We start from the raw sequence: 14,442 nt of genomic DNA on the forward strand, positions 1-14,442 counted from the left end.
CTCTCTTCAAATGTATACAAGGAACGATCATGCTGAAGCCTCTCCTCATAAAAATTAGTCCTCTTGATAATGTAGCCATTGTAGTGAATGACGGCGGTTTACCACCTTCTACACCTATTGAAGAATACCAACTCATCTTGGTTGATCATGTGCCACAAGGACATAAAGTTTTATTAGAGTCATTAAAGCAAGGTGAAGCAATTGTTCGTTATGGGGAAATTATTGGTTATGCCAATAAAGATTTACCCGCGGGTTCATGGGTAAATGAAGCTGTTACCCAAATGCCTGAGGCACCTGAGCTAGATGATCTTGAGTTAGCAACTCGCCCTGATCCAAAGCTTCCAGCCTTGAGCGGATATACATTTAAAGGTTATAAAAATAAAGATGGCAGTGTCGGCACAAAGAATATTTTAGGTATTACGACCAGTGTTAACTGTGTAGAAGGTATTGTCGATTATGTCGTTAAAATTATTGAACGTGATTTACTTCCTAAATATCCAAATGTAGACGGTGTAGTCGGATTAAACCATTTATATGGTTGTGGTGTGGCAATTGACGCGCCCGCTGCAATTGTTCCTATTCGTACCATACATAATCTTGCACTCAACCCTAATTTTGGTGGAGAGATTATGGTGGTGAGTCTGGGCTGCGAAAAAATGCAACCCGAACGACTTTTAAATATTCCTAAAGAAAACAAATATATTCCCCTAGCAAATGAAGATATTATTCAGTTGCAAGATGAACGCCATAACGGTTTTGAAAGTATGGTCAACCATATTTTAACCGTGGCAGAACAACACCTTGAAAAGCTTAATCAACGTACTCGAGAAGAAGTTCCAGCTTCTAATTTAGTTGTAGGCATGCAATGTGGGGGGAGTGATGCATTTTCGGGAGTTACCTCTAACCCTGCCGTTGGTTTCGCAGCTGACTTGATTGTGCAATGTGGCGGTACAGTCATGTTCTCTGAGGTTACGGAAGTCCGCGATGGTATTCACCTACTTACTCCACGTGCAGTAAATGAACAAGTTGCCAAAGATCTAATTCGGGAAATGAAATGGTACGATGACTATTTAGCCGCAGGCCAAGTAGACCGAAGTGCCAACACCACACCAGGTAATAAAAAAGGTGGACTGAATAACATTGTAGAAAAAGCGATGGGATCGATCGCCAAATCGGGCCGCTCACCGATTGTAGAAGTTCTAGCACCGGGCCAAAGACCGACTAAAAAGGGTTTAATTTTTGCGGCCACCCCTTCGAGTGACTTTATCTGTGGTACGCAGCAAATGGCATCTGGTATTACCGTTCAAGTCTTTACCACAGGTCGCGGTACACCCTACGGGCTGGCAGCAGTGCCGGTTATTAAAATGGCAAGCCGAAACAATATTGCGAACCGTTGGTATGACCTGATTGATATCAGTGCTGGCGATATTGCCATTGGGAAGAAAACTATTGAAGAAGTGGGCTGGGAACTTTTTGAACTAATTTTACAAGTGGCTAGCGGTGAAAAACAAACGTGGTCGGACCGTTGGGGTATTCATAACTCACTCGCTGTATTTAACCCTGCACCCGTGACCTAATAAAGTTTAAAAGATGAGGCATATCACCTCATCTTTTTCACATTTCCCATATTAATTACGACACATTTCACCAAAACTTAACATCGCTGCTAAAATAACATCGAAAATTAAGAACTCTATTTCTCTATGCAAAATCAGACTGCTCCAAACCTCCCCTCAACTCAACTTGGAAAAGCACTGCTTTGTCTTATGACATCGGCATTATTATTTTCCATTATGGGAGTGTGCATTCGTTTTGCTTCAGAAACGGTAGACAATGCGACCGTCGTGTTTTTTAGAAATGCAGTGGGTTTATTTATTTTTATTCCAATGCTCTTTAAACAAGGGCTAGATTTTGTTAAAACCGATAAACTCTGGATGCACACGTGGCGAAGTCTAGTGGGACTTGCTGCAATGTATGGTTTTTTCTATGCCATTGCGAACTTAAAATTATCAAATGCCATGGTTTTTAGTTATTCATCTCCTATCTTTATTCCGCTGATTGCATGGCTTTTCTTAAAAGAAAAAATTACCAAATCGATGATTTTTGCCGCAGTTATTGGACTCGTTGGGGTTTTATTTGTCGCTAAACCCGACCAAGGTTTATTTAACGCGTTGTCTTTTATTGGCTTGGGTGCATGCTTTTTATCCGCAATGGCTTTTGTGACCGTAAGAGCTTTAACCAGTACAGAGCCACCTGAACGTATTGTTTTTTACTTCTGTATTTTTGGTAGTTTGATTTCTTCTATTCCAATGTTTTGGCATTGGCGCATTTTTACTTGGCACGAATTGGTACTACTCATTGCTGCAGGACTTTTAGCTAATATTAGCCAACTATTTATGTCTTATGCTTATAGCTTAGCCCCAGCTGGCCAAATTGGCCCAATGAACTACATTGCCATTATTTTTGCAGGGATATGGGGATTTGTTTTTTGGCATGAATTACCAGATCTATTCAGTATTATCGGCATTTTTATTATTTTATTTGCGATTTTGCTCTGTAATCCATTTTTGCAGAAAAAGTTACTCTCTCGATTTAAATAATAAACAAACCTTAATCTAATTTAGGTACTGTATTCGATACTCATTTGGTGAAATGCCTGTCCAGTGACGGTAGGCTTTTCGAAAGTTAGAAGTATCTGAAAAGCCAATTCTCTCAGCAATTTCATCTATGGTTAAAGTTGTCTCTCGCAAATATTCATCAGCAAGACGGCGCCGAGTCTCATCTAACAATTCTTGATAGGTTAAATCAAAACCTGCCAAGCGCCGGTGTAAAGTACGCTTTGAGATATGTAAACGTTCAGCCATTTCTTGAGCTGATGGAAAAAGCCCTGTTCCATCCAATAGTATTAAACGAATCGTTTTCACCAACTCAGGCTCCTCAAGTTCAGCAGCACCTAGCATCCGCTCACAAAACGACTTACACATGTCCGCAGTAATCGGGTTGGCATTTGGACAAGGTACATCGAGCCATTTTAAATCAAAGTGCCATTGCATTACCCCAGCATTAAACTGAACAGGACAATGAAAAACTTTTTCATATTCTTCTGCATAGTCAGGCGCTGGGTAGGGTAATAAAAGCTTCTTCGCTTGAAATGGTTCTTCAAGTACCCGTTCAATTAAAGTTTGCATGGAGCTAAACCAAAACTCGCATACCAAGGGCAGAAGCTTACCAAGTGCAATAATGTCCTGCCCTTCAAAAACGGCAACATCATCTCGAATATAAAATGACTTCTTTAAAATAGGTCCTGCAAGCTTAATGTGTCGGATACCAAGCTCTACCGCTTGTCTAAAATTACGTGAGGAATATAACGCATAGCCATATACCGCAAAATCAGACAACCGCTGCTTTTGCCCTGCGCGCAGACCAATGAGTGGATCATGTGATAGCTTTTGAATATTTTGAAATAGCTGAATTTTTTGGACTTGGGAAATATATAAAGAGGATTGATTTATCTCATCTGTTGAAATATTCGTGCCAGATAAAACATCGGATATTGAATGGCCTTGCAAACCCATTTCATCAAATAAACTGGTTAAACCTAGCAAATATGTATTCGAACCTAAGGATGTATTATCATCATTTCCTTCAATAACACTATTTGCATTTTTATAAAGATTTTTAGGCATTTAACTCACACCATCCCTAGAGTGACGTGCATAATGGCACTAAACTACCTCTTGTTGTCTCAATTTAACATCGACCATACGACGCTTCAAGCATAAAGTATGATAAGCAAAAGTATGGAAGGAATAATAATGGAACAGTCCACCTTAAAAGAATATAGCGGCTCTGCCACAGAACATATGGAACTTATTTTTTCCAAACAACGTGCTAATTTTGAGGCAGATCCTTACCCAAGTCTTGAAGCACGCCGCACAAAACTGCATAAACTTAAAAAACAAATTATCCGTTATCAAGATGCTTTGGCTGCCGCGATTAATGCTGACTTTAGTTCAAGATCACTCGATGAATCTAAACTACTAGATTTGCTTGGCTCTGTATTGGAAGCCGATCATGCGATTCATCATTTACGCCGCTGGATGCGCCCAAGTAAACGCCGTACCGAGCTTTTATTTTTATCAAACCGTTTAAGTGTGCAATACCAACCTAAAGGCGTGGTTGGTGTGATCGTCCCTTGGAACTTTCCCGTTTATTTAGCACTTGGCCCACTCATTGCCGCATTAGCTGCGGGCAACCGAGTCATGGTTAAACTCCCTGAAATTACACCGAATACCAATGCAATGCTTCGCCGCATGCTGGCTGAAGTCTTTAATGAAGATGAAGTGGCGGTTTTTGGTGAAGAAATTACAGACCCAGCAAGATTTACCTCTTTGCCATTTAACCATATTGTCTTTACTGGCTCTCCAGCCATTGGCAAAGTCGTCATGCGAGCAGCAGCTGAAAATCTAACACCTGTTACACTTGAGTTAGGTGGTAAATCACCTGCAATTGTAAGCCGCAATTACCCGCTTGCCGATGCTGCTAAACGCATTACACATGGTAAAGCAACCAATAGTGGTCAAATCTGTGTAGCACCTGACTATGCGTTGGTTCCAAAAGAAAGTATTGATGAGTTTGTGGATGCTGCAAAATCAAGCTTTATAAAAATGTTTGGTCAAAACATCACGAACAATGAGAATTACACATCCATTGTCAATGACCGTCATTTAAAACGCATTCAAGATATTTTGACCGATGCACAAGAAAAAGGTGCACGTATTATTCCTTGCGACACGTATAGCTTCGACCAACAAGGCCGTAGAATGCCTGTACAGATTGTACTGAATTGCACTCCCGACATGCGCATTATGAAAGAAGAACTCTTTGGCCCTATTTTACCTGTAGTGGCATATGATTCTTTAGATGATGCGATTACCTATGTGAAATCGGACGAACGACCTTTAGCTCTTTATTTCTTTACCCATAGCTCGGTAGAACGTGATCGTATTTTACGTGAAACTCATTCAGGTGGTGTGACCATCAACGATTGGGGTTGGCATGTAGTTAACCATGATGCTCCTTTTGGTGGTATTGGAAACTCAGGCATGGGGTCATATCATGGCGAAGAAGGTTTCCGTGAACTTTCACATGCAAAAACTGTTTTTATACGTCATCGGTTTTTCCCGACTCAGCTTTTCCACCCTCCTTATGGGACATTCTTACAAAAATTAGCGATTCGCTTTTTCTTGAAAAAAGGCGATCCAAATATTAAATAATAGAATATAAAAAAGCCTCGTAATGAGGCTTTTTTATTTATTTAAATCAATAAGTTGTTTTTTAAGAAAATAATAAAAAATTTAGGCTATAAACTGTTGATTAAATGATGTATTCCATAAACTAATATTATTTACCATTGAAAATGCAGTGTTATCAAATACGATTTGATCATCAACTTCATCAAACTGATATTTTTGAGTCAAAATATTTTTAACATTTTGAGAATTTTCACTATCACTATTCGCATTGGTAATTATCAATAATTTATTAACATCAATATCAGACTTTTGCACATCTTCAATTGTTAAAAGATTAAATTGATAGTCAACGTCAGAGCTTTCTTCTAATACCAAAGAGTCTGTCAGCACTTGCGTATTGTTCCCTTCAAGCTGTCCAACTAATGATTGGTTATCTGACAACTCATCAAATAAATAACCGTACTCTTCGTAGTTAGAATTGTCAGCTAAACCACTCAACAAATCTGTTAATGATTCATCCTGATTACTGCCTATTGAAGCGGAATTCTGTAAATCTTGGATAGTCCATACAGTTTGATCTGCAAAAGTAATCGTTTTAAAAGCTGAAAACTCTGTAAACACGCCTCTAATTTCCAAGAGATCGTCAGTATTGTTAAGACTAATAAAGACATCCTGATATGAAATTTCAACTGAAACATCGCTTGGCAATACATCCATTAAAATATGTGTTTCTATTTGAGGTGAATTTTCATCTAAATAAGGGGTATTAATCGAATCATAACCATAGCCACGGTTAAAAACATAAGTATTGATTCCATCTCCACCATTTAACTCGTCATCACCTATACCGCCATCTAAATAATCATTGCCGATAGAACCATAGAGATAATCATCGCCAGCAAAACCATAGATTTTGTTATCACGAACATCTATACCAACTAGATAATCATCATTTTCAGTACCTAACAGAGGCTGGGCCAAAATATCGGTAATGGTCCAAACTGTTTGATCTGCAAAGGTTATCGTTTTAAACACTGAGTTTTCTACAAATGCATCACGAATCTCTAATGTATCCCCACTATCTTTAATTGTAATTCGGATGCTTTGATCAAAGAGCTCAACGCTAACGTCATCAGGCAATATACCTAATTGAATATGGGTTTCTGTAGATGCCGATTCAGGTGTCAAATAAGGTGCCATAATGATGTCATTTGCATAACCGCGGTCAAAATAATAAGTATTGATTCCTTCACCACCAATTAAATAGTCATCACCAGCACCACCATCTAGATAGTCATTACCAATCGCACCATAGAGATTATCATTGCCTGCAAAACCATAAATCGTGTTATCACGCGCATCTATACCTATCAGGTAATCATCATTTTCAGTACCTAGCAAGGGCTGGGCTAAAATATCGGTAATGGTCCAGACGGTTTGATCTACAAAGGTTATCGTTTTGAATGTTGAACTCTCTGAAATTGCATTTTCTATTTTTAATTGATCCTCAGTTCCACTGATTTTTAAAATAATGTCGCTTGAAGCAACCTCAACCACTATATCCTGCGGCAAGGCATCTAAAACAATATGAGTTTCTGTCAAAGACGAGTTTTCCGATAAATAGCTTGCCTGAATAGTATCTTGCCCACTATTAGAACTAAAAAAATATATATTTACACCCTCACCACCTACAAATATGTCTGTCCCAATATTACTGATCAGTAAATCATCTCCATCACTTCCTATATAGAAACTATCATTTACAGATGAGATCTGAACTTGCAAAGTTTGATCTAGAATTTGATCAATCAAATCTGGTGTAGAAACATTCAAAGCAAGGTCTCTCAAACTATTTTGTACATCCTTAAACAATTGTGGACCACGGCTTAAAACATCATATAGTTCTGCAACGTCAACTAGGCTATGTTGTTTGATATAACTATAAAGTTGAGTTACATCGAGTTCATTTGATTCAGATATTTGAATTTTTTCAAAAATTTCAGGTATTTTTTGTTGTAAATAGAGTTGATCATAGATTTTCTGTCGCAAGAGTCCCCATGCTTCCTCTAAAGCAAATGCCTGATTATTTCCTACTGCTAAAGTCCACTCAGGATCATCTGCAAATGAATGGTATTGGCGCCCCATTATTTTTTCTAAAGCCAATAGATGCCGATCATCCCAATACATTCCTCTTTCGTGACTTGGTAAATCAGCTACCCCAGTCCATTGATAAATAATATCAGTCACGAGTTGCTGCCTAACCAACAGAGAGTCTGTCCGAACAAATTGTTCAACTAATTGTTGTAATATTCCATTTGTATCTTTTGCCATAGCCTGATGTAAGCTATCAACGTTACCAAATTGGTGAATATCAGGTAATATCGCAATTGAAGGATCAATCTCAACTATTTGGGCCTGATTTATCTGGGAATGTAAGGTATCTACTTGAAACCATACATCATCTATTTTTCCAGCAGTTCCATCTGCCCAGATAAACTGCCCCTGCTGTTTATGATAATTACCATTGACATCAACTTGCTTAGCCGAGGTATAAGCTAAATCAATTTGTTGGATACCTATTGTTTGTAAACCAGTCAGCTCTCCCTGATCTACATGTGCGTTTTGATTGATGTCTTGCCAAACTTGTAACTGCTGATAAATTTCATCTTTTGCATCAATCACTCCATCATTATTTAGGTCATATTCTGCTAAAGCCTTAAATCCATTCTTTGCTAATTGGCCACTATTCAAGCTAGTCTGATTTCCAAATAATTCATTGCCTATTTCAATATCTGCATTATTATTTTTATCTAAAACTAGCAAACCATCTTGCGAACTGACCCAACCTGTTTTTTCTTTAAATCCACTACCATCATGGTCAAAATAAATATTTTCACTCAATGCACGTGTTCCAACCACGCCATCTTTATTTAAATCGAGTATTAATGGGCTAGTTACATGCTCTGCCTGTTCATATAACCCCATAACATCATTCAAATCAAACTGATCTAAAAACTCCCCAACTATTGAATGTAAACTAGACTTAATGTCGCTTAAAACTTTATTAACACCCTCTTTGATAAGCTCATAGACCGTGTCACCACCCACAATCGAACCGACTATTCCACCCACAATCGCTAAAGCTAAAGTCACAGGTGCAGATACTGCTGTAAATGCTGCTACCCCCCCTACCAATAACGCACTACCAATTGATCCTGCAATCCACTCTGCCGTGGTATGACCGACCCAATCATCTATAATTTGTTGTTTTTGTTCTGGGGTTTCAGCAGCTTGGGCTTTTTCAGTCACAGTAAATAACCCAATCGTTAAACTTGCTAAACCTGCCCCTTTTGCCAAGTTCGAAAGATGTGTACTTTCAAATATAGATACGTTCTGAGCCAATTGCTGGGTAACTAACTCCACCCGCTCTAATTGAGTCTTCCCTCTATTCAAAAACTCTATTTGGGATGGGTTTAATAGACTGGTACTCGGTGTATCTCCAAGTAATGTCGAATGAATTATTGATGTATCTGCATGTGGAATAACTGCAGCCCCCTTCGTATAGTCAGAAAGATTATTTGGCCCCTCTATAAATCGGCTAACCTCATAGGTCACCTTACCATTTGCATTGCTAATTTCATCAATGAGCGAAGTATAGATGAGTGATTTTGCCTGTACTGCCGCACGTGCATTATTTATTGCCTCCGCATGCGTGAGTCCACTGGCAATATCAGCATCGTATATTGTTTTCAGTACCTCACGTGGTATCCCATCAATGGTTTTTACATTTGGGTTTTCAAGTAAAGCTGGTAGCTCCACACGGGCAAAAACTTTATCTTCGGTACCAAATGGCGTAAGGGTACGAACATCACCAGAAGAAGCTTTTGCAAGGGCTTCTGAAGCATCATCCCACAATGCACGACTTTTAACCCCATCAATCGTGGTTTCATCGTTCATAATGTCCGTATATTTTGCAATCTTATTTTTTTCAGCAATTTCTTTTAAATAACCTATCACTTCATCTGAGTGCATTAATTCTGAAAGCTTGGTATTACCCATAATAGTTAAAGGGTTACTAGTATCCTTCGAAATTGCTTTTGCTGCTATATATAGAGGATCTGTTGGGTTGTTCCCTGCATAAAACAAAGTTGTTTTATTTGCTAAATCTTGAGTAACATCAGGCACAAGATTAAGAAATGCCTGCCGTAAGTCTTGAATAGTAACTTGCCCATTTGTCTGCTCAATAGCAGCAAGTTGATTAATAATATTTTGGGTTTCTAACGATCTTGCCATGTCTCTATTTTCTTCTTTTAATTATTAATTTCTTAAGCCCTTGAGCATATCTACACCAAAGTTATAATAAAGCTGTGTGGTAATTTTCCACTCTTTTCTTTGTTGATATATATAAAATGCTTCAGCAATAATACTGTGTACTTCTTGAGGAACCTGATCTTCTGAATAAATATGGATAATATCTGGATTATCTAAAGATTTAATACTCAGTGAAGATATATAAAATTCTCTATTAGCTTTACACTCCTCAACTTTTGCAACTGAAAACTCAAATGACGTAAATAATATCACTTGTGTTGGGGTCACAATTGCCTCTACTGCTGGCCAATGAAAGGGGGTTACAGGGTTATTTTCATAACCGTCAAAATAATACGGTCCCTCTTTTTCTAATATGATTTTTTCAGCAGGTGACAAATAACCACTTCCTACAAAAAATGATAAATAATAAATACTTCGCTCTTCATCAACTAGCAATGTAGATTCCTGTTTAATTGGTAAATCTAGATCAAGCTCTTCCAATAAAGGCTCAACCGATCCAGCAAGCTGTTCTAGTTGCTCGCCCCAAATTTTCTTTCTCTCAAAAGTCATAAATTTACTCTTTTACATATCGTTGTTCATTTAACCCATACAATCTATATTCATTAATTGTATGGGTTAAATCACTGCTATATTTAAAAACATTCTTTTAAAATATTTTAAAAACCTTTTTATCAAATAAATAAAAAATAACAATCAGTTCAATTCTCACAGTTTCACTATAAGAATTGATACTAATCATCTCATATTTATTTTAGTACTAAGTATTTTTCTCTAAAGGTACGACCTGAAAAATAGAAGTTAGTGGTGTATTCTCGCTCAAACTTCCTGATACTTGACGAACTAAATTATGTAGTTCCTTTAAACTATAAATATGTCCTGAAGAATTAGCATTATTAAGTTCTGTAATTATTTCATTATAAGTTTTCATAATTTATTTCTTTTTTAATAACTTACCAAGCATAATGTTCAAATGGTTGATCAAAAATCACTTTTATTTCAGAAAATAAAAAAGGTGGATCTTCTTTTTTTTCTTTATTTATAAATATCTTTTTAATTAATTCTTTTAACTCAGTTTCACGACCAATAAAATGTTCAGGAATACTAAATGGCGCCAATTCAAAAATTCGACCTAATATCTTTTTCTCTATATCAATTAGATACGTTGAGGTTTTAGTTACTTGAAGTAGTACTAGCTCATCTTCTGCATAGAATACATAGGCAGCTGGAGCGTGCTCTACTCCAGCTGCAATGGCAGTATGAATCAAAAGTAATCCAATATGACGTTCATCATCAGCATAAATATAAATTCTGTCATTGAATTGCCGATCATTTCTATCTCTTTGCCAATGACCATAAAGGTAATTATGCTCTTTTAAAACTTCATGAGGTAGTTTCCAATAGCGTTCATATATAGCTACATGTTCGGGTTTACTTTCAGTAATTTTGTTTTGGTATGCAATAAAACTCATTTCTTCTTAATCGCCTTTCACTACTTATTAGTTAAATTCTCAAACATTCTAATATAAACATATAATAAAATCACTTAATACACTCTCCTCACTTTTAATAAGATAAAATATATTAATTTACCAATTATATACATTTACTTTAAAATAAAAATCTCCATTGTAATAATTTCATTATAAGTTTTCATGATTTATTTATTTTTTTAATAAGTTACCAAGCATAATTTTCAAATGGATGATTTAAAAATAGTTGTACATCCACAAATTGCTGATTTACTGAGCTACGATTTTTTAATTCTGCTAAAAGGGCCTCTCTTATTAACTCTATTAAAGTATCTTCTCGACCAATGAATTTAGGTGCCACTACAAAAGGAGTTAAATAAATTTTTCTGCCATATAATTTTTTCTATATCAATTGGATAACTAATCATATCGGATACTTGCAACAGCACCAACTCATCTTCTGCATAGAACACATAAGCAGCTGGGGCATGCTCCACTCCCGCAGCAACCCCCCTATGTATCAAGATCAAACCAATATGACGTTCATCATCAGCATAGATATAAATTCTGTCATTGAATTGCCGATCATTTCTATCTCTTTGCCAATGACCATAAAGGTAATTATGCTCTTTTAAAACTTCATGAGGTAGTTTCCAATAGCGTTCATATATAGCTACATGTTCGGGTTTACTTTCAGTAATTTTGTTTTGGTATGCAATAAAAACTCATTTCTTCTTAATCGCCTTTCGCTACTTGTTAGTTCAAATTTTCAAATATTATAATTTAAATATATAACAAAATCACTTAATATATTTCCCATCACTTTTAATAAGAAAAATATATTAAATTTACCAATTACATACATTTTCTTTAAAATAAAAAGATCCATCTTAAATTCTAAATTATCTAATCATCTTCTCGATATCAGCAAGTTGATTAATAATATTTTTGGTTTCTAATGATCTTGCCATGTCTCTATTTTCTTCTTTTAATTATTAGTTTCTTAAGCCCTTGAGCATATCTACACCAAAGTTATAATAAAGCTGTGTAGAAACTGCCCATCTATCCATTATTTCTTTTTCATAAATATCTAAAACTTCAGCAATAAGATTATTTATGTCTTGAGGAACTTCAGTCTCTGAATGAATATGGATAATATTCGGGTTATTTAAAGATTTAACACTCAGTGAAGATACATAAAATTCACTATGTGATCTATGATCTTGAACTGTTGAAACTGAAAACTCAAAAGACGTAAACAATATCGCTTGTGTAGGGGTTACAATTGCCTCTACTGCGGGCCAATGAAATGGGGTTACAGGGTTATTTTCATAACCGTCAAAATAATACGGCCCTCTTTTTCTAAGATAATTTTTTCAGCAGGTGACAAATAACCACTTCCTACAAAGAATGATAAATATTCCGTTCTTCATCAACCATCAAGCTGTCATCAATCCTAATAGGAAAGTCTAGATCCAAATCTTGTATGAGTGGCTCAACTAAACTCACAAGGTGATCTAATTTCTCACCTACTATATCCATTTTCTTAAAAATCATAAATTTTACTCTTTTACATATCGCTGTTCATTTAACCCATACAATCTATATTCATTAATTGCATGGGTTAAATCACTGCTATATTTAAAAACATTCTTTTAAAATATTTTAAAAAACTTTTTATCGAATAAATAAAAAACAATAATCTGATCAATTCTCACAGTTTCGCTATAAGAATTGATACTAATCATCTCATATTTATTTTAGTACTAAGTATTTTTCTCTAAAGGTACGATCTGAACAATAGAAAGTTAATGTTGTATTGTCGCTCAAACTTCCTGATACTTGACGAACTAAATTATGTAGTTCCGTTAAACTATAAATATGTCCTGAAAAATTAGCTTTATCAAGTTCTGTAATAATTTCATTATAAGTTTTCTTGATTTATTTTCTAAAATTTTACATCTAATTTAAAATTCAACAGACACTTTTCATCTTCTTAATAAAATTATGATAATTGAATAATGTCACATCAATTTATTTTAATAGAATAAATTTTACCTATACTTTATTTACAAAAACCAACCCAACATCATTCAACACAAACATTATTAAATAAACTTAAAATATACATAAACTAAATATTTCAAATTTATTTAATAAATATTTTAAAATACCTTACAATTTCTTAGTAAATAAATGATTATCATTAATTGATAAATCTTTTAATGTACCTCCTAAAAACTCAACCACTGAACAAGCTTGGCTTGAGCCAGATACAACTTTAAAAGGTTTAACATCATAATAAATATCAGTCACATAACCAAAAGCATCAATAAAAACAATATCTATATTATACCTCATACCAATAGTATGGATTGAGGTACATGGGCTAATTAATAAACACTGGTTTTCTTTTAATTTCTTTCGAAATAAAAGCCCAGCAGCTCTAGAAAAAAAACTTGTAGCAGTAAATACTTCAAACTTTATATTAGAATTATTTAAGTACATATTATCCAAATGCATCCTTCATCATGATATATATTGGAAATCCAATAACAATAAATGTACAAGGAAAGATAAATGCAACTAAAGGAAAAAGCATTTTGACAGGCGCTTCCAAAGCTAATTTTTCAGCCCTTAAAAAACGCTCAACACGGCGTTGTTCAGCTTGACCTCGTAAAATTGGGCCAAGATTCATACCCATGTTTTCAGCCTGAATAATTGCTGATACCAAATTTTGTACAGATGGTTGTTCTACACGTTGCGCCATATTTCGTAGAGCTTCATTTTTTGGAATACCTTTGCGAATGTCTGCCAATACTCTAGAAAACTCGTATCGAGTGGGACTTTTAATTGACTTTGTTACAGCCTGATCCAATGCATTCACTAATGTAAGACCAGCCTCTACGCACAGTACAATGATATCTAAAAAAAATGGGATTTCTTTGAGAATGATGTTCTCTCTTTTCTTTTTTTCGCTTTTTAACCATAACACTGGATATAATAATCCATATAGTGCAAATGCAATGCTATAGAGAACATTTATATTGGATAGATACAATAAAACCAATGCTAAACAAAAAAACATCCCCCCAAAAACAATCTGCGAAGCAACAATTTCTTTTGGCTTAAAAACATATTCATAGCCCGCATATACAATTTTCATTGTTAAACGTTCTTCAGTTTTCTTTGATATCCAAGGCCCTATATAAAAGGCAATAGTTTTTATGAGTACCCATTGCAGATAAAATATAAAGGGAGGTTTATCTAAATACTCACGATTTTCATCTGGTACTGCATAGATAAAACTAAAGATCTGCCAAGAGAGAAAAGAGATCGCTGCCCCAAATCCAATAAAACAAATATATAAAATTATATTATTCATG

At 35.5% G+C, this 14,442-nt stretch carries 9 protein-coding genes; 3 read left to right on the forward strand and 6 right to left on the reverse strand.

Annotated elements, in window-relative coordinates:
• Positions 1-29 precede the first annotated feature (29 nt).
• Both garD and OD757_RS06645 read left to right on the forward strand, forming a co-directional pair.
• Positions 30-1,577, forward strand: a complete 1,548-nt coding sequence (gene garD / locus OD757_RS06640) for a galactarate dehydratase (protein ID WP_263031291.1) — start codon at positions 30-32, stop codon at positions 1,575-1,577.
• A 126-nt stretch (positions 1,578-1,703) separates the two neighbouring features.
• On the forward strand, positions 1,704-2,600 hold the full coding sequence (locus OD757_RS06645) for a DMT family transporter (protein ID WP_263031292.1): 897 nt from the start codon (positions 1,704-1,706) through the stop codon (positions 2,598-2,600).
• Between the two features lie 15 nt (positions 2,601-2,615).
• Here OD757_RS06645 and OD757_RS06650 read toward each other — a convergent pair whose 3' ends face one another.
• The gene (locus OD757_RS06650) at positions 2,616-3,686 is read right to left on the reverse strand and encodes an AraC family transcriptional regulator (RefSeq protein WP_263031293.1); all 1,071 of its coding nucleotides are present in this window, start codon (positions 3,684-3,686) and stop codon (positions 2,616-2,618) included.
• Positions 3,687-3,815: 129 nt separating this feature from the next.
• Here OD757_RS06650 and OD757_RS06655 point away from each other — a divergent pair, with 129 nt between their 5' ends.
• The gene (locus OD757_RS06655) at positions 3,816-5,276 is read left to right on the forward strand and encodes a coniferyl aldehyde dehydrogenase (protein WP_263031294.1); all 1,461 of its coding nucleotides are present in this window, start codon (positions 3,816-3,818) and stop codon (positions 5,274-5,276) included.
• Between the two features lie 81 nt (positions 5,277-5,357).
• On the opposite strand, the gene OD757_RS06660 is transcribed toward OD757_RS06655, so the two are convergent.
• The 5 genes from OD757_RS06660 to OD757_RS06680 all read right to left on the reverse strand — a co-directional run bounded on the left by OD757_RS06660 (position 5,358) and on the right by OD757_RS06680 (position 14,441).
• Positions 5,358-9,548, reverse strand: coding sequence for a calcium-binding protein (locus tag OD757_RS06660; RefSeq protein ID WP_263031295.1), 4,191 nt, complete (start codon positions 9,546-9,548; stop codon positions 5,358-5,360).
• Positions 9,549-9,572: 24 nt separating this feature from the next.
• Positions 9,573-10,136: a hypothetical protein gene (locus OD757_RS06665; protein WP_009387817.1), complete on the reverse strand. Its 564-nt coding sequence runs from the start codon at positions 10,134-10,136 to the stop codon at positions 9,573-9,575.
• Between the two features lie 401 nt (positions 10,137-10,537).
• On the reverse strand, positions 10,538-11,056 hold the full coding sequence (locus OD757_RS06670; protein WP_263031296.1) for a hypothetical protein: 519 nt from the start codon (positions 11,054-11,056) through the stop codon (positions 10,538-10,540).
• A 2,175-nt stretch (positions 11,057-13,231) separates the two neighbouring features.
• Positions 13,232-13,579, reverse strand: a complete 348-nt coding sequence (locus tag OD757_RS06675) for a DUF192 domain-containing protein (RefSeq protein WP_263031297.1) — start codon at positions 13,577-13,579, stop codon at positions 13,232-13,234.
• Positions 13,566-14,441 carry a type II secretion system F family protein gene (locus OD757_RS06680; protein ID WP_263031298.1) on the reverse strand — a complete coding sequence of 292 codons (876 nt, stop codon included), beginning with the start codon at positions 14,439-14,441 and terminating at the stop codon, positions 13,566-13,568. The genes OD757_RS06675 and OD757_RS06680 overlap by 14 nt, the downstream gene beginning before the upstream one ends.
• Position 14,442: the final 1 nt, after the last annotated feature.

This window comes from Acinetobacter sp. AYS6 (genome assembly GCF_025630795.1).
Taxonomy (GTDB): Bacteria; Pseudomonadota; Gammaproteobacteria; order Pseudomonadales; family Moraxellaceae; genus Acinetobacter.

Excerpts from the sequence above, each read along its gene's own strand:
- OD757_RS06665 (WP_009387817.1), bottom strand. The coding sequence starts at position 10,136 with ATGACTTTTGAGAGAAAGAAAATTTGGGGCGAGCAACTAGAACAGCTT.
- OD757_RS06645 (WP_263031292.1), top strand. The coding sequence starts at position 1,704 with ATGCAAAATCAGACTGCTCCAAACCTCCCCTCAACTCAACTTGGAAAA.
- OD757_RS06675 (WP_263031297.1), bottom strand. The coding sequence starts at position 13,579 with ATGCATTTGGATAATATGTACTTAAATAATTCTAATATAAAGTTTGAA.
- OD757_RS06660 (WP_263031295.1), bottom strand. The coding sequence starts at position 9,548 with ATGGCAAGATCGTTAGAAACCCAAAATATTATTAATCAACTTGCTGCT.
- garD (WP_263031291.1), top strand. The coding sequence starts at position 30 with ATGCTGAAGCCTCTCCTCATAAAAATTAGTCCTCTTGATAATGTAGCC.
- OD757_RS06655 (WP_263031294.1), top strand. The coding sequence starts at position 3,816 with ATGGAACAGTCCACCTTAAAAGAATATAGCGGCTCTGCCACAGAACAT.
- OD757_RS06650 (WP_263031293.1), bottom strand. The coding sequence starts at position 3,686 with ATGCCTAAAAATCTTTATAAAAATGCAAATAGTGTTATTGAAGGAAAT.
- OD757_RS06670 (WP_263031296.1), bottom strand. The coding sequence starts at position 11,056 with ATGAGTTTTATTGCATACCAAAACAAAATTACTGAAAGTAAACCCGAA.
- OD757_RS06680 (WP_263031298.1), bottom strand. The coding sequence starts at position 14,441 with ATGAATAATATAATTTTATATATTTGTTTTATTGGATTTGGGGCAGCG.